Source organism: Azoarcus sp. PA01, assembly GCA_001274695.2.
In the GTDB taxonomy this organism is placed as follows: Bacteria; Pseudomonadota; Gammaproteobacteria; order Burkholderiales; family Rhodocyclaceae; genus Aromatoleum.
On sequence record LARU01000001.1, the window covers coordinates 171,501 to 195,736 of the forward strand.

21 protein-coding genes and 1 pseudogene are annotated in these 24,236 nt (G+C 62.5%); 18 read left to right on the top strand and 4 right to left on the bottom strand.

The window, feature by feature from the left end; translation table 11 throughout:
* Nucleotides 1-43: 43 nt before the first annotated feature.
* Nucleotides 44-1,855, bottom strand: a complete 1,812-nt coding sequence (locus PA01_00835; protein ID KON82667.2) for a sigma 54-interacting transcriptional regulator — start codon at nt 1,853-1,855, stop codon at nt 44-46.
* Between the two features lie 342 nt (nt 1,856-2,197).
* Between PA01_00835 and PA01_00840 the strand changes: the two genes are divergently transcribed.
* The 18 genes and pseudogenes from PA01_00840 (at nt 2,198) to PA01_00920 (ending at nt 19,744) form a co-directional block, all read left to right on the top strand.
* Nucleotides 2,198-4,192: an acetoacetate--CoA ligase gene (locus tag PA01_00840; GenBank protein KON82608.1), complete on the top strand. Its 1,995-nt coding sequence runs from the start codon at nt 2,198-2,200 to the stop codon at nt 4,190-4,192.
* 34 nt (nt 4,193-4,226) lie between these two features.
* Nucleotides 4,227-5,471, top strand: coding sequence for a Tm-1-like ATP-binding domain-containing protein (locus PA01_00845; protein ID KON82609.1), 1,245 nt, complete (start codon nt 4,227-4,229; stop codon nt 5,469-5,471).
* A complete protein-coding gene (gene accB, locus PA01_00850; GenBank protein ID KON82668.2) occupies nt 5,468-5,959 on the top strand; it encodes an acetyl-CoA carboxylase biotin carboxyl carrier protein in 492 nt (163 codons plus the stop codon). Before PA01_00845 ends, accB begins: the two co-directional genes overlap by 4 nt.
* The gene (locus PA01_00855; protein ID KON82610.1) at nt 5,956-7,338 is read left to right on the top strand and encodes an acetyl-CoA carboxylase biotin carboxylase subunit; all 1,383 of its coding nucleotides are present in this window, start codon (nt 5,956-5,958) and stop codon (nt 7,336-7,338) included. The genes accB and PA01_00855 overlap by 4 nt, the downstream gene beginning before the upstream one ends.
* Before the next feature lies 1 nt (nt 7,339).
* A complete protein-coding gene (locus tag PA01_18380) occupies nt 7,340-7,999 on the top strand; it encodes a hypothetical protein (GenBank protein KAI5913751.1) in 660 nt (219 codons plus the stop codon).
* The gene (locus PA01_18385) at nt 7,996-8,826 is read left to right on the top strand and encodes a hypothetical protein (GenBank protein ID KAI5913752.1); all 831 of its coding nucleotides are present in this window, start codon (nt 7,996-7,998) and stop codon (nt 8,824-8,826) included. Before PA01_18380 ends, PA01_18385 begins: the two co-directional genes overlap by 4 nt.
* A complete protein-coding gene (locus tag PA01_00865; protein ID KON82611.1) occupies nt 8,819-9,700 on the top strand; it encodes an HAD hydrolase-like protein in 882 nt (293 codons plus the stop codon). Before PA01_18385 ends, PA01_00865 begins: the two co-directional genes overlap by 8 nt.
* Before the next feature lie 127 nt (nt 9,701-9,827).
* Nucleotides 9,828-11,363: an FAD-binding oxidoreductase gene (locus tag PA01_00870; GenBank protein ID KON82612.1), complete on the top strand. Its 1,536-nt coding sequence runs from the start codon at nt 9,828-9,830 to the stop codon at nt 11,361-11,363.
* A 22-nt stretch (nt 11,364-11,385) separates the two neighbouring features.
* Complete coding sequence (locus tag PA01_00875; protein KON82613.1) at nt 11,386-12,189, top strand: glucose 1-dehydrogenase; 804 nt, start codon at nt 11,386-11,388, stop codon at nt 12,187-12,189.
* A gap of 41 nt (nt 12,190-12,230) precedes the next feature.
* A complete protein-coding gene (locus tag PA01_00880; protein KON82669.2) occupies nt 12,231-12,977 on the top strand; it encodes a glucose 1-dehydrogenase in 747 nt (248 codons plus the stop codon).
* 37 nt (nt 12,978-13,014) lie between these two features.
* The gene (locus PA01_00885) at nt 13,015-14,199 is read left to right on the top strand and encodes a lipid-transfer protein (protein ID KON82614.1); all 1,185 of its coding nucleotides are present in this window, start codon (nt 13,015-13,017) and stop codon (nt 14,197-14,199) included.
* Between the two features lie 39 nt (nt 14,200-14,238).
* The gene (locus tag PA01_00890; protein ID KON82615.1) at nt 14,239-14,556 is read left to right on the top strand and encodes a hypothetical protein; all 318 of its coding nucleotides are present in this window, start codon (nt 14,239-14,241) and stop codon (nt 14,554-14,556) included.
* Nucleotides 14,557-14,600: 44 nt separating this feature from the next.
* Nucleotides 14,601-15,608 carry an NAD(P)-dependent alcohol dehydrogenase gene (locus PA01_00895; protein KON82616.1) on the top strand — a complete coding sequence of 336 codons (1,008 nt, stop codon included), beginning with the start codon at nt 14,601-14,603 and terminating at the stop codon, nt 15,606-15,608.
* A 149-nt stretch (nt 15,609-15,757) separates the two neighbouring features.
* Nucleotides 15,758-16,303, top strand: a complete 546-nt coding sequence (locus PA01_00900; protein KON82617.2) for a hypothetical protein — start codon at nt 15,758-15,760, stop codon at nt 16,301-16,303.
* On the top strand, nt 16,303-16,812 hold the full coding sequence (locus PA01_00905; GenBank protein ID KON82618.1) for an FAD-dependent oxidoreductase: 510 nt from the start codon (nt 16,303-16,305) through the stop codon (nt 16,810-16,812). The genes PA01_00900 and PA01_00905 overlap by 1 nt, the downstream gene beginning before the upstream one ends.
* Nucleotides 16,809-17,948, top strand: a complete 1,140-nt coding sequence (locus PA01_00910) for a hypothetical protein (protein ID KON82619.2) — start codon at nt 16,809-16,811, stop codon at nt 17,946-17,948. Before PA01_00905 ends, PA01_00910 begins: the two co-directional genes overlap by 4 nt.
* Nucleotides 17,945-18,295 carry a c-type cytochrome gene (locus PA01_18390; protein KON82670.2) on the top strand — a complete coding sequence of 117 codons (351 nt, stop codon included), beginning with the start codon at nt 17,945-17,947 and terminating at the stop codon, nt 18,293-18,295. The genes PA01_00910 and PA01_18390 overlap by 4 nt, the downstream gene beginning before the upstream one ends.
* A gap of 233 nt (nt 18,296-18,528) precedes the next feature.
* Nucleotides 18,529-19,744 (top strand): annotated as a pseudogene (locus PA01_00920) (IS701 family transposase).
* 36 nt (nt 19,745-19,780) lie between these two features.
* Here the strand turns inward: PA01_00920 and PA01_00925 are convergent.
* The 3 genes from PA01_00925 to PA01_00935 form a co-directional block, all read right to left on the bottom strand.
* On the bottom strand, nt 19,781-20,062 hold the full coding sequence (locus PA01_00925) for a helix-turn-helix domain-containing protein (GenBank protein ID KON82620.1): 282 nt from the start codon (nt 20,060-20,062) through the stop codon (nt 19,781-19,783).
* Nucleotides 20,059-20,385: a type II toxin-antitoxin system RelE/ParE family toxin gene (locus PA01_00930; GenBank protein ID KON82621.1), complete on the bottom strand. Its 327-nt coding sequence runs from the start codon at nt 20,383-20,385 to the stop codon at nt 20,059-20,061. Before PA01_00930 ends, PA01_00925 begins: the two co-directional genes overlap by 4 nt.
* 192 nt (nt 20,386-20,577) lie before the next feature.
* Nucleotides 20,578-24,234, bottom strand: a complete 3,657-nt coding sequence (locus tag PA01_00935) for a zincin-like metallopeptidase domain-containing protein (protein ID KON82622.1) — start codon at nt 24,232-24,234, stop codon at nt 20,578-20,580.
* Nucleotides 24,235-24,236: the final 2 nt, after the last annotated feature.

Here is a 24,236-nt window from a genome sequence, read left to right on the forward strand (position 1 = left end):
TTACCCGCAGGACGAACACGGTTTCTGGCGCTGGCCAAATGACTCAACTACCTTCACCTTCGGTCATTTTATATTTTTCGCATCGGTACGCGAGTTGAGAACGAGTGATCCCAAGCAGGCGTGCCGCAGCGGAGTAATTGCCCTTCGACATGGAAACTGCATTTTCGACTAAAGTTTGTTCTATTTTCTCCAGCGAGAGAGTCGTGTCATTGCCTTGAAACTGCAATAATAACTGGAACAAATCCTTCGCCTCGGAAGATTTTTCGTCGACTTCGATTTTGTCATTCTTGAGCATCGCGCGCCCTGTTCCCAGAGCGATGGACAGCACATCTCGGGGGAGGGCTTCGCCGCTCGTGAATAGATTCGACAAATCAATGACCCCGCCATCATAAGCCGATATGACTCCGCGCTCGACCAGATTTTGCAGTTCCCGAATGTTCCCTGGAAACTCATAGTTGAGAAAAGCCTTGATGACTGCGGGAGAAAAACCGATCACCTGACGATTATATTTATCGCAATAAAAATTCAAGAAGTGATTCATTAGCAGCGGTATGTCATCCTTGCGCGAACGCAGCGGCGGCAATTGAATGGGAAATACGTTGAGCCGATAGAACAAATCCTCGCGGAAACTGCCCTCGCGAACAGCCTGGCGCAAGTCCACGTTGGTAGCGGCGACCACCCTCACATCGATGCGAATACAACATTCCCCCCCCACTCGCTCGATCTCTCCTTCTTGCAGAGCGCGCAGCAGCTTTCCTTGCGCAATGGGGCTCAAGGTGCCGATTTCATCCAAAAACAACGTTCCCTTGTTCGCACGCTCAAAGCGCCCGGCACGCGAGGCGCTCGCTCCGGTATAGGCCCCACGCTCAACCCCGAATAACTCCGCTTCAATCAGCGTGTCTGGAATCGCCGCACAGTTCACCGCGACAAAGGGTTGATCCGCTCGCGGACTAATGCGGTGGAGCATGTTGGCAAACATTTCCTTCCCGACCCCTGACTCCCCGGTGAATAAAACAGTCGCGTCAGTTTGCGCCACGCGCCGAAGTTGATGGCACGCAGAGTTAAAGGCAGCTGAGGCGCCAATCATGGCAGTCTGGTACGGCGCCATCGCCGAATCATTTTTCAGGTCATTTGAAAAATCCCCAGCCGCTGTCACTGTCGAAGCGCGGGAAGCCGGAGAACCGACAAAATCCTCGGCATTGAGACGGCGCATATCTTCTGCAATGTCATCCCATAAATCGGCTGATTTGACCACCAACCGGCAAACCGAATCTCCCATCGAGCGGCAACTGATCTCTCGTGCAATCACAAGCTGGCCCAACAACGTGCTCCCATGCCCCATCGCATAGCCGGTCAACATCCAGCAGGTAGCCGAAGTGCCGAGACCATAGGCGGCGATATGTTCGTCCGCCTCGATCGAGTGGTGCCACAAGTACTCACCATCGAACTGCCCTTTTTCCTGATCGAAATGGAACCGTACTGGCTCCACCCTGACCATGCCTTCGAATGAATGCAGTTGCGCTTTATACAATGCAGTCAAAGGGGCGCCTGGCCACCGCGACTGCTCTATGCGCGCATCGCGGGCGCCTGCAATATAGCCCATACGCGTAAACAACCCACGCGCCTTCTCCACCCCGAGGCTATCGATCAGCTCGCGACGCAACGCCCCGAATGCGCTGCCGTGCAGCAATATCATGCGCTGATCGCTGAGCCAGATGTACCCCTCCTCGGGCGAAAACGACAAGCACGACGTAACGTCTTCGAGTGGCAGACGGACATTCCTGCTCAATTCTTCAAAAGCCCCGAACTGTTCCACAGGAGCGCCCATTTTTTTCTCACGCTGTGTCTCCTTCACCGTCTCCTCCTGTTTTTCTAAATTCCGCCGTCTTTAACTATCGGCATATTGATGATTTTATGAACTGGTTTCAAGAGCCCGGAGTGGTGCACTGCATTAACTTTTTAACTTGCAGGACAATATTTCCATTCTTTTGCCGTGTCATCGCCATGTTGTCACGCAGCATTCCTCTTAAAAAATGTGTTTGGCACTAGTCTTGCTTCACAGCAGCACCAGGCAAACGACGTTCAACTGCGAAGGGTCATTAAAGCCCACTACCGTGCTGCTTACGATGCTTACGAACTTGGCAAGACCGGATTGACGCTCTAATCGAAAACAGCTTAATAAAACAGGGATGCTTCGATGATCAAAGAAGGCGATTTGTTATGGACCCCCAGCGCCCACTGCGTTGAAAACGCGAACGTAACGAGATTCATGAAATGGCTGCAGGATGCGCGCAGCTCGAATTTCGCGAGTTATGCCGATCTGTGGCAGTGGTCGGTAACCGACCTGGAGGGATTCTGGGGCGCGCTCTGGGATTATTTCTCGCTTGAATCCTCCGCGCCGATTTCGCGCGCGCTCGCCGATCGCAAGATGCCCGGCGCGCAATGGTTTCCCGGCGCAAGGCTGAACTACGCGCAGCACATTCTGCGGCAGGAGCGCGCCGGCGAAGACGCGCTGATGTATCTGAGCGAAAGCCAGCCTCTGACCGCGATGTCTTGGGAGAATCTGGCGAGCCAAGTGCGCATCCTCGCGACCCAATTGCGGCGGCTCGGCGTCAAACCCGGCGACCGGGTGGTCGCCTATATGCCCAATATCCCGCAGGCCATCGTCGCGATGCTGGCGACGACGAGCATCGGCGCGGTGTGGGCGAGTTGTTCGCCGGACTTCGGCTCTCAGGGCGTTCTCGACCGCGTCACCCAGCTCGCGCCGAAAGTGCTGTTTTGCGTCGACGGCTACCGCTACGGCGGCAAGGCTTTCGACCGCCGCGGCGAGGTGCAGGAGATTCTCGGCGCGCTCGACAGCATCGAACACGTCATACACTTGGCGTACTTGGACACGCACAACGCCGCCCCGGCGGACGCGCGGGTGCGGTCGTGGGAAACCTTGCTGGATCACCCGCCGGTACCGGCCGACGAGTTCCGGTTCGAACAGGTACCCTTCGATCATCCGCTGTGGATACTGTTCTCGTCCGGCACGACCGGCCTGCCCAAGGCCATCGTGCACAGCCATGGCGGCATCCTCCTCGAAATGCACAAGCTGCTCGCCTTCCACATGGACATTCACGCCGGCGAGCGCACCTTCTTCTTCACCACCACCGGCTGGATGATGTGGAACGTGGTCGCAAGCTCGCTGCTGGTGGGGGCGTGCCCGGTACTCTATGACGGCAATCCCGCCTATCCGACCCCCGACGTGCTGTGGAAGATGGCCCAGGACTGCGGTGCCAGTTTCTTCGGCGCCAGCCCGACCTACGTCGACATCATGGACAAGGCCGGGATCGTGCCCGGAGCCAGGTACGACCTGTCGAAACTGCGTGCGATCATGCCGGCTGGCTCGCCGGTGTCGCCCGAGTGCACCGCCTGGTTTTACGACAACGTCAAGAAAGACCTGTGGATCGCCACCGGCAGCGGCGGTACCGACTGCTGCACCGGCTTCGTCGGCGGCGTGCCGATCCTGCCTGTCTATGCCGGCGAGATTCAGGCGCCGTCGCTCGGCGTCGCCGCGGCGGCGTTCAACGAGCGCGGCGAACCCGTCGTCGATGAAGTCGGGGAGCTGGTGATCACCGAGCCTTTGCCGTCGATGCCGATCGGCTTCTGGAACGACCCCGGGCATGTGCGCTACCGGGAAGCCTATTTCGAGGAATTCCCGGGCGTGTGGCGCCACGGCGATTTCTTCCGCATCAATGGGCGCGGGGGCTGCTTCGTGCTCGGTCGCTCGGACGCAACGCTGAACCGCCAAGGCGTGCGCATCGGCACCGCGGAGATCTATCGCGCCCTGGCCACGCTCGACGAGGTCGAGGATGCGCTGATCGTGAACCTCGACTTGCCACAAAACCAGTTTTTCATGCCGCTGTTCGTGAAATTGTCGGTCGGCGCCCACCTGGACGCGGATCTGGAAAAGCGCATCAACACGCTGCTGCGCAAGGAATACACGCCGCGTCATGTGCCGGACCGGATCCTCGAAGTGCCTTGCATCCCGGCCACCCTCACGGGCAAGAAAATGGAAGTACCGGTGCGCAAGATCCTGATGGGCCTTCCGGTCGAAAAAGCGGTCAATCGGAACACCATGGGCAACCCCCAGGCGCTCGATTTTTTCCTCCATTACGCGAAGACCCAGCAGGACTATTCGCTGGGCTGACAGCGCACGGCAGTCATAAGATCCGGAGACAATTATGACCGACAAGCCCAAACCCAAGGTGCTTTTCATCGCCACGCGGGACACCAAGGAACAGGAAGCGAAATACATCAGGGAATGCCTGGAAGGGGCGGGGGTAGAGGTCTATCACCTGGACCCCAGCGTCCGCCGCACGCTGGACGAACAGGCGGAGATCGGACCCGAAGAAATCGCCGCCGCCGCGGACATGACGATGCCGGCAATCCGCGCGCTCAAGCACGAAGGCTTGTGTCTGGAAGTGATGACCCGGGGGGCGCTCAAGTGCGCTCACGCGCTGCACCATGACGTGGGTTTGAGCGGCATTCTCGGCCTCGGCGGCTCGATGGGGACGGCGCTTGCGACCAGGATCATGCAGACCTTTCCCTATGGGCTGCCCAAAGTCATGATTTCCACCATGGCCTCGGGGATGACTCGCCCGTTCGTCGGCGCCAAGGACATCGTGATGGTGAACCCGGTGTGCGACATTTCCGGGCTCAATTCGATCACCCGCAGCGCCTTCCGTAATGGCGCGCTCGCCGCGGCGGCGATGGCCCACGACTACCAGTCGGTGGAAACCGGAAACAAGCCGCTGGTCACCATCTCGACGCTCGGTACCACGGAGAAATGCAGCGCGCGCGTGCGGCAGTCGCTGGAGCAGCAAGGGTTCGAGGTCATGGTTTTTCACACCCTCGGCACCGGCGGTGCGGCGATGGAGCAGATCATCCGCGAGCGCGACGTCGCGGTGGTCATCGACCTTTCGCTGATCGAGGTCAGCGAATACCTCCACGGCGGCTTGTGCGCGACCGGTCCCGAGCGCGGCAAGGCCGCGCTGGAGAAAGGCGTGCCGACGATTTTCGCCCCCGGCAACCTCGATTTCCTCGTTGCCGGACCGCTGGCCGAAGCCAAAGTGCGATTCCCCGGCAAGCGTTATCACGAGCATAACCCGGCCCTCACCGCGGTCCGCGCCGAAGCCCAGGAATTCCGCAACGATGCCGAGCATATGGCAGCCCTGATCGAGGACGCCAAGGGGCCAGTCAGCTTCTTCGTGCCGCTGCAAGGTTTTTCGAACCACGACAGCCCCGATGGCCATCTCCACGATCCGTCGCTGCCGCCGGTGTTCGCTGCGCACCTGAAGCAGAAGATGCGGGCCGACGTGCCGGTGGTCGAGTTACCCCTGCATATCAACGACGAAAAATTCGCCGACGCTTTGGTCGAGCAGGCCATCGCCTATTCCCGCATTCGCAGTGAGGCTGCCAGCAAATGAAACTGACCAACGAAGATGTGAACGAGATTCTGCAGCTGCTGGATGCGGGACCTTTCGACGAACTGAACCTGCAGACCTTGCGCTTCAAGTTGCAATTGCGGCGCGGCGGCGACGGCACGTGGACGCAGGAAGCGCAGATCCTCTCCGCGCCCAATCTGCTGGCCCCGGCCACTGCGGCCGCCACACCGGCCGCTTCCGATGCGCCGCAGGCGCAACACTCCACGCAGGCTGAAGCGGAGCACCTCGTTCCGGTGCGCACGCCCTTGCTGGGGACCTTCTACCGGGCGCCCAAGCCGGGCGCGCCCGCCTTCGTCGAAGTGGGCAGCCGTGTCGAGAAAAACACCCTGGTCGGCATCGTCGAAACGATGAAGCTGATGAACTCGATTTACGCTGGAACGGCCGGGAAGGTCGTGGAAATCTGCGCGCAGGATGCGGCCACCGTCGAGCACGACGCGGTGCTGATGCGCATCGAGCCGGAGGGCGCATGACGATACGCCGCATTCTCATCGCCAACCGCGGCGAGATCGCGGTGCGCATCGTGCGCACCTGCCAGCGCCTCGGCATCGAAACCGTCCTCGCCGCCTCCGAGGCCGATCTCGACTCGCAGGCGGCGCGCCTGGCCGACCACACGATCTGCATCGGGCCGGCGAAATCGTCCGCGAGCTACCTCGACGTCGACGCCGTCGTCGGCGCCGCGCGTGCGGCGAAAGCCGATGCGATCCATCCCGGATACGGCTTCCTGTCCGAGAACCAGCGCCTCGCCCAGGCCTGCACCGCCGCGGGGATCGTTTTCATCGGACCGACCGAGGCGCAGCTCGATGCCGTCGGCGACAAGCTCAAGGCGCGCAGCCACGCGCTCGCCGCCGGACTTCCGGTGGTGCCGGGCGGCGAAGTCGACAGCGTCGAGGAAGCGCGGGCCCTAGCTGAAAAAACGGGCTGGCCGGTCCTGATCAAGGCCGTCAGCGGCGGCGGCGGCCGCGGCATGAAGCTGGTGCACGAGCCGGACAAGCTCGCGGCGACGATCGAACTGGCGATGGCCGAAGCCCACGCTTCGTTCGGCGATCCCCGTGTCTATCTGGAGCGCTATGTCGCGTCCGGCCGCCACGTCGAAGTGCAGGTGCTGGGCGATGGCGAGAACGTGATTCATCTGGGCACGCGCGACTGTTCGATCCAGCGCCGCTACCAGAAGCTGGTCGAGGAAGCCCCGGCTCCGAACCTGCGCGACGGACTGCGGGCCGCAATGCACGAGGCCGCCATCACTTTCGCGAAGCATCTCGAATACCGCGGGCTGGGCACCGTCGAACTGCTGGTCGACTGCGAGCGCGACACCTTCTACTTCCTCGAAATGAACGCGCGCATTCAGGTCGAGCATCCGGTCACCGAAGCGATCTGCGGGCTCGACCTGGTCGCCGAGCAAATCGCGGTCGCTGAAGGAAAGCCGCTGCGTCTGACGCAGGACGACGTGCGTCTCGCCGGGCACGCGATCGAGTGCCGCATCAACGCCGAAGACTGGACGCAGGATTTTCGCCCCAGCCCGGGTACGGTGAGCCGCGCGGTGTTTCCGCTCGGCGAAGGCGTGCGCATCGATACGCACATCCAGACAGGCGCCCGCGTGCCGCCGTTCTACGACTCCCTCCTTGCCAAGCTGATCGTCCAGGGCGCCGACCGCGCCCAGGCTCTCCAGCGCCTGCGCCATGCGCTGGCGCAGTGCGAGATTTCCGGCGTGAGCACCAACCTGCCAATGCACATCGAACTGATGCAGCAGGAGGAATTCGCCCGCGGCGGCGTGAACACCGCTTATTTCCCGTGGTTCCTGGAAAACCGGGCGACCGCATTGCGCGACCCGTGTGTCGCGAAAGGAAGCTGACATGGCCCATCTCCAGCTCATCGACACCTCGATCCGCGACGGCAACCAGAGCCTGTGGGGCGCAACCGGGCTCAATACCCCGCAGATCCTGTCGATCGCCCCGATCCTCGACCGGGTCGGTTTCCGTGCCATCAATTACGCCTCGAGCACGCACATGGGGATGGCGATCAAGACCCACCGCGAAGATCCGTGGGAGCGCATCCGCCTCACCCACGCGGCGATGCCCAACACCCCGTTGGAATTCATCGGCACCGGGCTGCGCTTCATCTCCTGGGAGAGCCAGCACCCCGAGTTCATGCAGCTCGTGTATGACCGGCTCGTGATCAACGGCATTTCGCGCTTCATCGTCATGGACCCGATGAACGATGCGCAGGCCATGCTCGAATCGGCGCAGATGATGCGCAAGGCCGGCGCCAGCGAGATCATCGCCGCCCTGACCTACACCATCAGCGTCGTGCACGACGATGCCTACTACGCCAGCTTCGCCGCACAGCTGGCCCGCTCGCCCGACATCGACCGCCTCTACATCAAGGACCCGGCCGGCATCCTGACGCCCGAACGGGCGCGCACGCTGATCCCGGCGATCCAGGCGCAACTGGGGGCAAGGCGCTGGAACTGCATTCGCACTGCAACATCGGGCTGGCGCCGATCACCTACATGACTGCCGCCGAGTTGGGCATCGATGTGCTGCAGGTCGGCTGCGGCGCATTGAGCAGCGGCACGGCGCTGCCGAACGCGCAGCGCGTCGTCGCCAACCTGCGCGAACTGGGCCACACGGTGGACGTCGACGACCGTGCGCTGGCCCTGGTGTCGGACTACTTCACCCGTATCGCCGCCGCCGAGAACCTGCCGGTGGGCATGCCCCAGGAGTTCGATGCCGCCTTCCTGCGCCACCAGGCCGCGGGCGGCTACATCTCGACCACCCGGCGCCAGCTCGCGGAGTTGAAGCTCGAACATCGCTTCGACGAGGTCATGGAAGAGCTGAGCCGGGTGCGCGCCGAACTGGGCTATCCGATCATGGTCACGCCCTTCCCGCAGATGCTCGGCTCGCAGGCCTTCTACAACGTGATCGGCAACGAACGCTACGCCAACGTCTCGGACCAGGTGATCCGCTACGTCCTCGGCAATTTCGGCCGCCCGACCGGCGTCATCGACCCCCAGGTGAAGGACCGCATCCTGGCCCGCCCGCGCGCGAAGGAGCTGATGAACGAGCCGCCGCTGCCGCCGCTGGCGGAAATGCGCCGCCAGTTCCCGCCCGGCATTTCGGACGAAGAGTTCCTGCTGCGCGCGACGATGCCGGCGGAACAGGTCGAGGCCATGATCGCCGCCGGCCCCGCGCGCCGCCACTACAACCCCGACGTGCAACCGGTGCTGAAGCTGCTGCGCGAGCTGCAAACCCGCCCGGGCGTCTCCGACATCGTGATCGACAAACCCAATTTCCACCTCGAACTGCACGGCAACGGCAGCCAGGAGAACGCCAATGCGTGACGACAGCATCGCTTTTGCCGGACCGGACATTCCCGCGACCACGCTCGCCCGCCTCGGCCGCACCCGCGGTTTCGTCTTCGACATGGACGGAACGCTGCTGCTCGGCAACGAGCGTAACCATGACATGAAGCCGCTCCCGGGCGCGCTGGAAATCACCCACTGGCTGAGCGAGCGCGGCATTCCGTTTGCCATCTTCACAAACGGCACCACGCGCTCGCCCGAAGAGTACGCCACCACCCTGCGCAAACTCGGCTTCGCCCTGCCCGATGCGGCGATGATGACACCGGCGAGCAGCGCAGTGGATCTGTTCGTCCAGCGCGGCTACAAGCGCGTGCTGGTGCTCGGCGGCGACGGTCTGGCGATGCCGCTGCGCAAGGCGGGCATCGAGGTCGTCGCCCCGGTGGGCCGGCCCCAGGCCGATGCGGTGCTAATCGGCTGGTACCGCGAATTCACCATGAACAACCTCGAAGCGGCCTGCTACGCGGTCTGGGGCGGGGCACAGGCCTTCAGCGCTTCGCAGGCGCTGTTTTTCGCCACCGCGGCGGGCAAGACGCTGGGCACGTCCCGGGCCATTTCGGCAATGCTCAAGGATCTGACCGGCTGCCGGGTGCAGGTCGTGGGCAAGCCCTCGATCCATGCCCTGAGCGCTGCGGCCCGCCGCCTCGGGGTGCGGGCCAAGGACCTGGCGGTCGTCGGCGACGATCCCGAACTGGAAGTCCCGATGGCGCACCGCGGCCGCGCGCTGGCGGTCGCGGTCCATACCGGGCTGGGCGATGCGGACTCGTTCTCGCATCTGCCGCCGGCGCGCTGGCCGCACCTGACCGTGCACGGCGTCGATGAGCTGCTGCGCGTGCTCCAAGGCCAGACGCTTTAGCGCCCGCCATGCATCCGGCGCCCGATCAATCCCTTCCCCCCGGCGCCGGCTCGCAGCGGCCTTCCCTTTTTTCCAGTACGAGCCGGACATTCCGGTCCAGCGATCCACGCAACGGAGGCGCAGTGCAATGAAACCGCCCGTAGAACAGGCACTGAAGGAGATCGAGCGCGTCGTCGGCGCGGAACATCTGCTGACCGACACCGCAACCCTGTCGCGATATTCCGTCAACATGCTCGCCACCGCCGACATCCTGCCTGCCGCCGTGGTGCGGCCGGCATCGACGGCAGAGCTCCAGCAGGTGCTGAAGATTGCCAACACCTGCAAGACGCCGGTATGGACCTTGAGCGGCGGGCAGAACCGCGGCTACGGCATGGCCTGTGCCGCCACCCCGGGGACCCTCATCATCGACCTCAAAAGGATGAACCGAATCCTCGAGGTCAACGTCGAGCTCGCCTACGCCCTGGTCGAGCCCGGCGTCACTTTCGCCCAGCTCTACCGCTACCTCAGGGACAACGACATTCCCTTGTGGATGGATGTGCCGAGCGGCAGCCCCGAAGGCTCGTGCCTGGGCAACATCACCGAGCGCGGCGCCGGGTACACCCCGCTGGGGGAGAAGTTTCTTTTCAGCTGCGGCATGGAAGTCGTCCTCGCCGACGGACAGGTGCTGCGCACCGGCACCGGAACGCTACCGAACTCGCAGACCTGGCAGGTCTTCAAGTGGGGCTACGGACCGTCGCTCGACGGCCTGTTTACACAGTCCAATTTCGGCATCGTCACCAAAGCCGGCTTCTGGCTGATGCCGCGCCCGCCGGCCTACGAACCGCTCGCGGTGACCATGGACGATCCGGAGGCGGCCTACAAGGCGGTCGAAATCCTGCGTCCGCTCAAGCTCAACATGGTCATCCCCAACGGTGCCTGCGTCACCCACGTGCGCAAGGCGCTGGGACTGACGGCGTGCTGGGGCGAGGGGAAAAACATCCTGCCCCGGGTCAGCCGGCGCTTCGATTACCCGGCAGAAACCCTGAAGGCATTGAAAGAGACGTACGCGCTGGGTGAATGGAACTTCGCCGGCGCGCTCTACGGCCTGCCGGAAACCGTCCGGACCTATCGCGGAATCGTCGAAGACGCGTTCCGCTCGGCCCTTCCCGGCTGCCGCTTCCTGAGTGCGGAAGAACAGGCGGCGAGCCCCTACTGGCGGGCACGGGAAAAGGCGATGCGCGGCGAGCCGCTGTGGGAATTCGACATGTCGGACTGGGAAGGCAAGGCGGGGGCGCTGTGGATCTCGCCGGTCGCTCCGGTCACTAACGAGGCCGTCGAACAGCAGATCCGGATCGCCGAAGAGACCTACGCGAAGTACGGCTTCCATTATGCCGCGGAGCTGATCCTGGGGACCGGCCGCGATCTGCACCATATCATCTGGCTGCTGTTCGATCGCAGCGATGCCGAAGAGCGCCGCCGCGCCGAGCTGTGCGAGCGGGAAATGTACGACCGCTACTGCGAGGTCGGCTACCTGCCCTACCGCACCGGACTGTCCACCGGCGACTACCTGATGCGCAAGCTCGGGCCGTTCCGGGACATCTGCCACGACCTGAAACAGCTCTTCGATCCGAACAACATCCTGTCGCCGGGCAAGTCGGGAATCGACCTGGCCCATCGCTCATGACCGGGCAGCGGAGGTGCATTGCATGAAGCAGAATCTGACTGGAAAAGTCGCTTACGTCTCCGGTGCGGCGGCGGGAATCGGCGCCGCGATTGCCCGGGCTTTCGCGGAGGAAGGCGCGTCGGTGCTTCTCGGGGACGTCCAGGAGGCACGCGGCGAGGCGCTTGCCGCACAGATCCGGGACCAGGGCGGCAGGGCCGCATTCATTCACCACGACGTCGCCGACGAAGCGCAATGGGAACGCGCGCTGGCACACGCAGTCGCGCAGTTCGGCGGGCTCGACATCCTCGTCAACAACGCGGGCATCGAGCAGACCGGCCTCCTCGCCGACGTCGAGCTCGCCGACATCAACCGGCTCCTCGCCGTCAATGTGGCCGGCGTGATCCTCGGCCACAAGCACGCCATCCGGATGATGCGCCCGGGCGGAATCGCGGGCAAAGGCGGCAGCATCATCAACCTGTCCTCGGTAGCCGGACTGATCGGCACCCCGGCGCTGGGCGTGTACAGCGCCTCGAAAGGCGCAGTGCGGCTGCTCAGCAAGGCGGCCGCGGTCGAGTGCGGCCGTCTCGGCCACGGCATCCGGGTCAATTCGATCCATCCGGGCCTGGTCGATACCGACATGGGCAGCAAGCTCGTGGATGATTTCGTCGGCCTCGGAGTTTTCGCCGATCGCGAAACGGCGCTGCTGCAAATGCGCGAAACCTATCCCATCGGCCGCACCGGCGTCCCCGGCGACATTGCCAACGCCGCCCTCTTCCTCGCCAGCGAACAATCGAGCTGGATCACCGGAACCGAAATCGTGGTGGACGGGGGCATGACGATTAATTGATCCCCCACCCGCCCGGACAAGCCAGACCAAAGGAGAACATTATGCTGCTCGAAGGAAAGACCGCACTCGTCACCGGGGCCGGCAACGGCATCGGCCGCACCATTGCCCTCACCTACGCTACCGAGGGCGCAAATGTCGTCGTTTCCGACATCAATGACGAATGGGGCCGGGAAACGCTCGCCCTGATCGAAGCCAAGGGCGGAAAGGCCATTTTCCAGCGCGCCGACACCGCCCGCGCCGAAGACCATGACGTCCTGATCGCCGCGGCCAAACGCAACTTCGGCCGCCTCGACGTGGCCTGCAACAACGCCGGCATCAGCGGCGAATTCACCCCCACGGCTGAAACGAGCGATGCCCAGTGGCAACGCGTCATCGACATCAACCTGTCGGGCGTGTTCTACGGCGTTCGCGCACAGCTGCGCGCGATGCTCGAAACCGGCGGCGGCGCGATCGTGAATATTTCCTCCATCGCCGGGCAGATCGGGATCGAAGGAATCACCCCGTACACCGCCGCCAAGCACGGCGTTGTCGGCCTGACGAAAACGGTCGCCTGGGAATATGGCAGCAAGGGCATCCGCATCAATTCGGTCGGCCCGGCCTTCATCAATACCACGCTGGTCCAGAACGTTCCTCCCGAAACGCGCAAGCAGCTCGAACAGATGCACGCCCTGCGCCGCCTCGGCGAAACCGAGGAAGTCGCCAATCTGGTCGCCTGGCTGAGCAGCGACAAGGCCAGCTTCGTCACCGGCAGTTATTACGCGGTCGACGGCGGCTACCTGGCACGATGACCGTCATCGCCCATTAAAATCAATCAAAGGAATATCAATGTCCGAGCAGGTTCAGGTAATTGGGGTGGGCATGGTCAAGTTCGTCAAGCCCGGCACCCAGGAGCCCTACGAAATCATGGCGTCGAAAGCCATTCGCGCCGCCCTCGCGGATGCCGACGTGCCCTACGACAAGATCCAGCAGGCCTACGCCAGCTACGTCTTCGGCGACAGCGCCTGCGGCCAGGCCGCGCTGTACCGGGTCGGCATGACCGGCATCCCGCTGTTCAACGTCAACAACAACTGCTCGTCGGGCTCGTCGGCCCTGTTCCTCGCCCGCCAGGCGGTGCTCTCCGGCAGCGTCGACTGCGCGCTGGCGTTCGGCTTCGAGGAAATGCGCCCGGGCGCGCTGGGCGCGGTGTGGAACGACCGTACTTCGCCGCTGCTCGAGATGGAAGATCAGCTCGAAAAGATCGTGCCGGGCGTACCGCCGGCATCCAACGCCCACCGCCTGTTCGGCTCCGCCGCACTGGCCTACATCGAAAAGACCGGCGCCAATCCCGACATCTTCGCCAAGGTGGCAGTGAAGACCCGCAAGCACGCGATGAACAACCCGCTGGCAATGTTCAACCAGCCGCTCACCGTCGACGAGGTCATGCGGTCGCCGGTGATTTTCGCCCCTTACCTGACCCGCCTCGAAGCCTGCCCGCCTTCCTGCGGCGCGGCCGCGGCGGTGGTGTGCAGCGAAGCCTTCGCCCGTCGTCACGGCCTCACCCGCGGCATCCCGATCCTCGCCCAGGCGATGGCGACCGACCGTCCGGCCCGCAACGACAATTCGATCGATCTCGCCGGCGCCGACATGACCCGCAACGCCGCCGCGCAGGTGTACGCGCAGGCGGGGATCGGCCCGCAGGACGTCGACGTCGTCGAGCTGCATGACTGCTTCACCTCGAACGAGGTCATCACTTACGAAGGGCTGGGACTCTGCGGCGAGGGCGAGGCCGAAGGCTTCATCGCGCGCGGCGACAACACATACGGCGGCAAATACGTCATCAATCCGTCCGGCGGGCTGATGTCCAAAGGGCATCCGCTGGGTGCGACCGGCCTCGCTCAATGTACGGAACTGGTGTCGCAATTGCGCGGGGAAGCCGGCGCGCGGCAGGTGGATCGCGCGCGCCTTGCGCTTCAGCATAATCTGGGGCTGGGCGGCGCCTGTGTCGTGACCCTGTACGGGAAAAACGCCTGATCGGAATCGCATTCACTTTATTCGAGCGAGGGTGGGATCGTGATCACGACAATTGTCGAATACAAGCTTCCTTCCGCCCTGGGCAGGGAAAAAATCCTTGAAAAATTCCAAGCAGCCCGGGAAAAATTCATCAACACCGAAGGCTTGTTGAAAAAATATTTCTGCTACGACTCGTCCGACGGCACGGGGACGAGCGTTTACATCTGGAAAAACTTGTCGTGCGCGGAAGCTTTCTTCACGCCAGAAATGCTTCATGCGTTCGAAAAGACTTTTGGATGCCGCCCCACGCTCAGGCATGTCGATACGCTCATGACCCTCGACAACACGACCGGCGAAGTCGCTGTTTTCAGCAGCTGAGCGGGCAGCAAATACCGCAGCGCTTTTCACAAAAGGTAAATTGCATGAGAGCGATCAGATTACGTAACCCCGCGGGCCTCGACCGCCTTGAGCTGGTCGAGCTTCCCGATCCTGGCCAGCCCGGACCGGGCGAGATCAGAGTGAGGATTCACGCCAGTTCCCTCAATTTCCACGACCTTGGGGTCGTCATCGGCGCCATGCCCGCGGCCGACGGGCGCATCCCGATGTCCGATGGCGCCGGAGTGGTCGAGGCAATCGGTGAAGGAGTCGATGAATTCGCCGTGGGCGATGCCGTGGTCTCGACTTTCTTTCCGCAGTGGCTGGAGGGCGAGCCCCGCATCGCTGACTTCTCGACCACTCCCGGCGACGGCGCCGATGGCTATGCATGCGAGTTCGCCGTTCGGCCAGCGACTGCCTTCACGCACGCACCGCGTCACTACAGCCACGCGCAAGCCGCCACGCTGACCACGGCCGGACTCACCGCATGGCGTGCGCTGATCTGCAACGGCGGCCTGAAAGCCGGCGACAGCGTACTCGTGCTGGGTACGGGCGGCGTTTCGATCTTTGCGCTCCAGTTCGCCAAGGCGATGGGCGCGACCGTGATCGCGACCTCTTCCTCGGACGAAAAACTCGAGCGTGTCAAAGCTCTCGGCGCCAACCACGTCATCAATTACCGCCGTGAAACGGATTGGGCTTCGCGCGTGCTCGATTTCACCGGCGGCCGCGGCGTCGATCACATTGTCGAAGTCGGAGGACCCGGCACCTTGGCTCAATCGATCCAGGCCTGCCGGATAGGAGGTCACATCGCATTGATCGGCGTGCTCACAGGGGGAGCAGGGTCCGTGCCTACGGCGGCGCTGATGAAGCGCCAGCAGCGCCTGCAAGGGCTGATTGTCGGCAATCGGCAACATCAGAACGAACTGGTCCGTGCCATCGAAGCGACCGGGATTACGCCAGTCATCGACCGCTCATTCGCGCTCAAAAACATCGCCGATGCGTTCCGTCTGCAACAGGCGGGACGGCACTTCGGGAAAATATGCCTGGAATTTTGACCGCATCCCGATAGCCTTCCTGGAGACTCACAGTGATCTCGAGAAGAGTTTTTCTACAAGGGTCGATGGCAATGGGAGGTTTGGCACTTGCCGGAGTTTCGCTCCCCGCCCTCTCTTCCGCTCCAGCCCTTGGCCAGGACAAGACCTCCTTGTCCCTTTTTTCCGCAATCTACGACGGCGGTTTTTCCGCCAGCGCAGCTTTTGGCGCTGCAGCGAGGCAGCAAGGCCACTCGATCCATGACATCGAAGGAGACGTCGCCGGATTCTGGATGGATCACCTTGCCGAACAGTGGCAGCGCGCGCCCGTGGCGATTGCCGGTCTGACCCACGCCAGCGCTCTGTTCGTGCTCGAACGCCTGGGCTGGGATCATGGTTTGCGCGTCATTTTTCGCGCTCGCCATGACGTCCAGGCCCACGGCCATCTCGAACATCGGTTGTCCGGCCCCGCTCCCATGCTGAATGCGTTCGAAGCCGCCATTTCGCGGGATGTCAGCCTTGGCGTTTGCGTGGCTGGAATATTGTCCCATTGTCACGCTGCGGAACAGGCTTCATCAGCAACGTCGATCATGGCGCGGTCCCGCCCCGGAGCGGGCAGCGATCACGGCAATATCCCGCTGGTTTCGTGGGTCATTGCCCCACAGTCTTCCTTTGCTTCCGCATGTAATGATTTTGATACTGTCGAGAGGATCCTCTAATGAAACTTCCGAAAGACGTCAAGGCTGAAGACTTTAACGCCGCACTAGAAGAATTTCGTCGTGTCGTGGGTGAAAAATGGCTTTTCATGAGCGACGAGGACATGCATCTTTACCGGGATGCCTATTCCCTGCAGTGGGGAGAGCCCAATGAACTGGTCGCTTCCGCGGCGGTTGCTCCGGAAAATGTCGAGCAGGTCCAGGGCGTGGTACGCGTTGCCGCCAAATACAGTATCCCGCTGTTCGCCATTTCCACCGGCAAGAACCTGGGCTACGGCGGCTCTGCTCCGAACATGGCGGGCAACGTCATTGTCGATCTCAAGCGCATGAATAAGGTCATCGAAGTCGATGACAAGAGGAACTTCTGCATCGTCGAGCCGGGCGTCTCCTACTTCGATTTGTACAAGTACATCCATGAGCGCGGCTTCAAGGTCATGATGGACGTACCCGACCCGGCTGGGGCAGCCCGCTGGGCAATGCGCTCGACCATGGCGTGGGCTACACGTGGATGAATTATCGCGACCACTTCGGCTCTCATTGCGGCATGGAAGTGGTGCTCCCCGACGGCGAGGTCATGCGCACCGGCATGGCGGCGATACCGGGTTCCAAGACCTGGGCTGAAAACAAATACGGCTATGGCGCCTATGTCGATGGCCTGTTTGCTCAGTCCAATTTCGGCATCGTCACCAAGATGGGCTTCTGGATGCAACCGCAGCCGGATCACTTCCTGAGTTGCCTGGTGAAGGTCCCGAAATACCGCGACCTGATCCCTCTGATCGACGGCGTCAACAAGATGGAAGACCAGGGCCTGGTCGGCCATCCGCGCTACAGTTGCCCGATGGATCCGCTTTGCATGCAGATGGAGCCGGAGATATACAAACCCACGCCTGAACTGATGGCGCTCAACAGCCATCCGGGTGGCTCATCGGTCGAGGAATACCAGGCCTACGCCGAAAAACAGGGCCACGAATTCTGGAACGTCGTGCTGAATTTTTACGGCCCGAAGGAGACCGTCTTTGCCAACTGGGAATACGCGAAAAAAACGGTTTTCGCCTCCATTCCCGGCGTCCGCTTCGAAGAAATCGAAAACTATGCGTTTCCGCTCGAAAACCCGGAAGCCATCAAGAAGGTCCGCAACAAGGTCGCGCTGGGCATTCCGAACATGTCGATCTTTTCTATCGGCGCGCGCTCCGCGGCGATGCCGCAACCCGGAGACGGCCATGCATGGTTTTCACCGATCGTCCCGCGCAATGGTGAAGAATTCATCTACGCACACGGGGTCTTCACCAAGGCCGCGCGCGAAATGAACATCACCTCGGCCCCAATCAGCGTCACCAACGTCCCGATGTCATGGCAGTACCGCACCTACCTTTACCTGTTCCCGGTTTTCGTTTCCCGTTCCGACAAGGAGCGCAACAGGAAATCCATAGACGACTTCAACAAGCTGATCAAACTAGCCGCCGAAAACGGCTGGTCAGAATATCGCACTGCCCCCATATTCCAAGATGCGGTTGCAGCAACTTACTCCTTCAACAACAACATCCTGCTGAAATTCCAGGAGCAGCTCAAGGACGCCATCGACCCTCGCGGTATCCTAGCGCCAGGGCGTGGCGGGATCTGGCCCAAACGCTACCGGGAGAATTCATGATGAAAAATTTACTTGGCGCGTGCGCCGCCATGTTGATAATGATTGCATCCTGCCCGGTAGGAGCCAGCGGACAGACAGGGGCCGAGCGCGGCCAGGCAGTATTCCAGGAATGGTGTGTTTCCTGCCACGGCACCGGCCCCGGTCATCCGGGAACGCAGGCCCTTGATCTTCGCTATCAGGGCTCGCTGCCGGGGGCGCTGGAACAGCGCCTCGACCTGACCCCCGAGACCGTCGAGGCATTCGTGCGGAACGGCATTTCGGTCATGCCGTTTTTCCGCAAGACCGAGATCAGCGATGCCGAACTCGATGCTCTGGGAGCCTACCTGTCGCGCAATAACCCACACTAGTACTACAGCCGGAGTTGGGAACGTCGTTTGCAGATCGGTAAGAGCCAGAAATGGGAGGCTCAGAGATACAAGCGAAACTGTTACTCAGAAGACGGGAAGTAAGGCGACAAAATACAATGTATTTTTACTTATTTTCAGCATCTTACGTTCAAACTATGGACGAAAGAGTTACCTAACTAACTGTCTTCTGAGTAAGAGCGTGGCAGTCGGAGTTCGAGCGCGTCAACGAGTGAATCGCCGACTGTTTTGCGCGCAGCGAACCGCGTGATCGAGCGCGGGTGTATCTTCGCGTTCTGCTCGAACCGCTCGAGCGTAAGAACGGTTGGCAGTTGGCTGAGGCTGCGGGCGACCGCAGTCCCGATGGCGTGCAGGATTTTCTGGCACGCACCCGCTGGAGCGCGGATGCGGTGCGAGACCAATTGCGGACCTATGTGATTGAGCACTTGGGCGATCCGGATGGGGTGCTGGTGCTCGATGAGACCGGATTCGTCAAGAAGGGCGAGCACAGCGTCGGGGTCCAACGCCAGTACTCGGGCACGGCCGGGCGCATCGAGAACTGCCAGATCGGCGTATTCATGACCTATGCAAGCCAACAGGGCTATGCATTCATCGACCGCGAACTGTACCTGCCCAAATCGTGGGCGCAGGATGCGAAACAGCGGCGCGAAAGGCACGTGCCCCATGAAGTTGCCTTCCATATCAAACCGCAGATTGGCCAGGCCCTGCTCGAGCGCGCCATCGAGACGGCGGTGCCCTTTGCCTGGGTGACCGCCGACAGCGTCTATGGCAGCACGTGGTCGCTGCGGCAGACGATTGTTCCAGCCGGGCGCGGCTATGTCCTGGCCGTCACGAGCGGCCAAGTATGGGGATGGCCGTACCAGACGGTCGCCGAGCACGCCGCGTCCTTACCCGCCGACGCTTGGCGGGAAGATCAGTTGTGGGGCAGGCGCCAAGGGGCCGCGTCTGTATGAATGGGCATATCGGCAGGCAAAGCCAAGCGAGGGCTTCATTCTCGGATTGCTGGTCCGGCGCCACCGGCGGCGCCATGGTGAGCGTGCCTACTACGTCACGTACGCCCCGCTCGGCACGACGCTCGAGAAACTCGTCGAGGTCGCCGGCAGCCGCTGGACCATCGAATCTGGATTTGAGCAGGCCAAGGGCGAAGTCGGCCTGGATCAGTACGAAGTGCGCCGCTATAACGGCTGGTATCGACACATCACCCTCGCGTTGCTCGCGCATGCCTACCTGGCGGTGGTACGCGCTCACAGCAGCGGGAAAAAAAGCCGGTCCCGCGCTGTGGCGCGCGCTCTTGCCGCTCACCGTGCCCGAAGTACGCCGGCTGCTCGTCGCGTTGGTCCTGGTTCGCAGAATCGCGCCGGCGGCTATCCGCATGTGGTCACGATGGCGACGCCGACACCAGCAGCGCGCCAAGCAATGTCACTGGGCTAAGAGAACGGGGGCCTGAGAACAACTCCGGTTGTAGTACTAGGCCGCCTCGAGTTCCAGGTGCACGCGCCGGCCGAGGGCCGTGGCGATATTCACCAAGGCATCGAGCGAGAAACGCGAAACGCGCCCACGCAGCAGATCGTTGATGCGCGGCTGGGTAACGCCGCAGTGCTCGGCCGCCTCGGCCTGCGTCCATTCGGCCGCCTTGATGATCGCGGCGATTTGCCGCATCAGTTCGGCCCGTGCTTGAAGGTTGGCGGCTTGCTGGGGGGTATCGGCAACAGCGTCCCACACGCTGCTGAAAGTCTCTGCATTGGTCATTCGGCACCTCTCATCAGGTCAGTGTATCGCTTCCGGGCCAGATCCACGTCGCGCTTGCCGGTGGCCTGCGTCTTCTTCTGAAAAGCATGAAGCACATAGACGACATCGGCCAGGCGTGCGGTGTAGATCACGCGGTACGTGCCCGAGTCGTCCCATACTCGAAGTTCCTCGACGCCCTTGCCGATGCTCGGCATCGGCTTGAAGTCGTCAGGCTGCTCGCCGCGCTGCACCTTGTCTAGCTGGTAGCCGGCATCGTGCCGGGCATCCTCGGGAAACTCCCGCAGACATTTGAGCGAGTCGCCGAGGAATCGAAGTAGCTTCATGGCTTAAATCATATCCGTTTGGATATAAAACGCAAGCCCAGCAGACTGCCGTCGGGGCCGCGCCACGTTGACAGAATCGATCTCCCTCCGACTACCCCTGTGGAGCAATACCGACCTCGCCGAGCTCGTGACCGCGCCAAGCGAAAAAACTGCCTCGGCATGAGGCGGGCTAGGGTAAGAGAGTTGCATCAGTCACGCGATCCGCGCCGTGCGCCTCGGCTTCTGCTCGTGTTCCTGAACGTGCTTCTTCTCCTGCGCCTGGGTGCGCTCGCGCTTCTCTTCGGCCTCGCGGATCACACGGCCGACCTCGGCTTTCACTTGGCGTTCGACCCCTTCCCTGCCGAGCGCGCTGCGCGTCGCAAGATCGTTGAAATCGGTATGCGCCTTCATCTGCTCCAGCGCGGCCAGTTGCTTGTCACTGAGCTGGGCGCGTTTCAGCTCGGCCGTCTGCTGCTCGGTGAGCTTCCCCCCCTCGGGGTCCTTCTGCGCGTCCTCCAGGGCCTTGGTGGCCCGCAAGTGCTCCCGGTAGATGTGCGGGGTAATCGGGGCCAGGGCGGCCGGGTAAGCGTTCTCACCCGGCGCGAAGATCGGGAAGAAGGCTTTCCCGTCCACGGCCTTTGCGGCTTCCTGGGCCTTCAAACGGCCGGAATTGACGCCCTGCGTCAGCTCCAGTTGCCGGTCGTCGTCGCCCAAGATGATTACCGGCTTGTCGGGAAACTTCTCGTGCAGAGCCTGGGCCACTGCGGGCAGATTCCCGGAATCAAACGCCGCGACGGTGGCGAAGCCCAGCGCCTCGGCGTTGGTGGCCGCCGTCGCGTACCCTTCGGAAAGGACCAGCGCCGGGGCCTGGGCCAGCGCGTCCATGCCGCCGACCGGATGGAAGCAACCTTCCTTCTTGCTGTCCTTGGCGAAGCGTTTGGTGCCGTCGTCCTGGATGTACTGCATCGTCCACTGCTTGCCATCGACGTCGAAAGCCGGGATGTAGGTCTTCTGCCCGTCCTTGTCGGTGAAGACCCCGGTATGGGCCTGAATGCCCTTGTTGCGCATGTAAGGGGTCAGATCGCCAACCGGCACCAGGTCGGCCATCTGCTTGCCGACGCGCTGCGCGCTCGCTTCGTGCAGGCGGTCTTGCTCTTCGGCACGGGCGACCAGCTTGCTCGCTGCCTCGGCCGCCAATTTGGCCTTCTTCTGGGGATCGAGGGAATAGCCCTTCGACTTCCATTTCATCTCGATCCCGGTGCGGTTGTTCTTGATGTAGCCGGCGGGATGGCCGTCCAGGTGGCCGACATAGAATCCCGCCTGCTCGCCCTTCTTGTCACCCTCAACGCCGATCCGGTGCTTCGCACCGTCCATGTTGGGGTGCTCGCCGTTCACATCGCAGCCCATCGAACGCAAGGCATCGGCGAACTCTTCGCGGGGGCTCATCGCGGGGGCCTGCTGCGCCGGCACGTTGTCGGGGAACCAGCGTTGCAGCTTCTCCATGTCGGCCTTTGGCCCGACATACCAGGACTTCGCCGCCTTGTCCCAAGCGGCGCCGGCCGCCTTCGCGGCGCCGCGCTCGCCATATGGGACGGCCAGATAGACGCGCTCCTGGGCGGCCTTCTGGCCTGCGCCCTGGTCTTGGGCCGGCATGTCGGCTGTGCGGGCCTGGGCGGCTCCTTGCGCCCATTTGGCGAAGGGCGCTGCGTCGACACCGGACGGGACGTACCAGGACTGTTCCTTGCGGTCCCAGCGCGCCCCGAGGGCCTTGGCCTCGTCCTTCTCCTTGTACGGAACATCGAGATAGGTCCGCTCGTCCTGGGCGTGCCGATCCGCCGCCTGCTTCTGCTGCTGCTCCAGCTCGGCGATCCGCTTCTGCATGTCCGCGTCGTTGAGCGTCGCGTTCATTTCCGCTGCCTTGCGCGCCTCTTTAGCCGCTGAAATGTCCTCGTCCGTGCTGCTGGGATCTCGCCGAACCCGATCCTCATGCGCGCGAGCCAGGATCGCGTCCCGCTCGTGCTCGTTGTCGGTCGAATTGGCAACGACAACCGCCAGACGGTATGCAAGCTGCTCGGCATCCTTGGGAGTGTCAAAGTCCTTCACGACTTCGAAGCGCCCATCGGCGCGTTGGGTATAGACGCTCCAGAACTCAGGGGCGACGCCCAAGTCTGCCGCAGCTGCCACGAACCATTCGCCGTCCACCTCATGCTCCGCATTGGCCTGAACCTGGATCACCCCATTCCAGTCGTGCGGCAGTCGCTCTTTGGGCGGCAGATCGAAAACATCGCTCGCCGCAACATCGAACGCTCCCATGTCCCCCATCTTCCGGACCTCGGCAACGCGCGCTTCCCGTAGAAGCTGTTCCACCGGCTCGATGACCGCCTCGATCTGCGCGTCCAGGGCATCGACATCCGCCGGCAGCTCATGCCGTGTCCAGAACTTGTTTTGCGTGTTAAGCGGCTGCATCGCATTAAGGACATTGGTGGCGCGCTCGATCTGAGCAAGGTTCGCGGTATCGAGGGCGTGCGCCAGCGTGCCACGCTCCAGGTGTCCCATCGTCCACGCCTCGGCTACATCCGGGGCCGCTTCTTGCTGCGGTGCCTGCTGCATGCTCGCCTCCTGTCCTTGTTGCATGATCTGGAAGAGCTGTTCGGCCTTCAATGTGAACGCCTGGACCAACCCTTTGCGCTCCAGATAGGGGGCACCCATTTCCGAGTGCTCCGGGTTAATGCCGAACACGGGGGAAAGGCGATCATGCGCCTTCTCCCAAAACTGGCCGGGATCGTGCCCCGTGACGCTGCCCACGGTCGTCAAGCCTCGGCTGCGCAAGGCTTCCTCCAGGGTTGCCCCCTGCAAGGCTTCGTAGTGGCTGAAAGTCAGGGCCGGGTCGTTAAGGACTTCGACGATGTCCACCGCCAACGCTTGGGCAACGGTGGCTTCCTCGTGCGCCTGGCTCTGCCCTTGGCCCTGCTCCTGCACCTGTTGTTGCTCGAAGGCCATCACATAGTCCTTGATCTTCTCGGCCTCGGCCGAGGCCCGGAAGATCTCCAGCGGGTCGTCCTCCAAAGCCTTGATCCACGAACCGACATACGCGGCATGCTGGCCGGGATCATGGCCGATGCCCAGCTCGTCGCCGACAATCATTGACGTGATCTCCGCGCGCAACTCTTCCTTGGCGTACCCCTCGCTGCCGAACGGGTGCACCAGATCGCGGTCCAGCCGGGACGCGTGCCCGGTCCAGTGCCCGAGCTCGTGCAGCGCCGTCGCATAGTAGTTGTCGGCGGTCTGGAACTGGCCCCGGTCAGGAAGGTGGATGCTGTCGGTCGCCGGCCGATAGAAGGCGCGATTATTCTCGCCGTGGCGGATGACTGCCCCCGAAGCTTTCAGGATGTGCTCGGCCCGCTCGACAGCATCCCACGTCTGTTCCTTGCGCTCGATGAGCGGAAGACCCTCGATCTGTTCCGCATTGAAAACGGTGGCGAAGAACACGCGCGGCCGCTCCAGCATCACGCTTTGCTTGACCGGCTCGCCGTCGCCATCCAGGACGGGCTTGCCGTGCTCGTCCCGCTTCTCCTGCTCTTCGCTGAACTTCCAGTATTGAACGGGGGTACCCTTCTCACCCTTGCGGACCTGGGCGCCGGCCGCCGCCGCCTGCTTGTAGGTCATCCAGCGGTTATCCGTGCGCCCCTGGCTCATCAGGTGGATCGCGTTGATGCCCTTGTACCGCTTGCCAGTCGTAGGATTGAACGGCAGGAAGCCGCCGGGCTCTCCAGGCTCCCAAGGCCGTTGCCACGGCGCCGTGCCCGCCTTGAGCTGTTCAATCAAGTTCTCCGCGACCGTTTCATGGAACGGTTTCTTGGCCTCTGCCATGA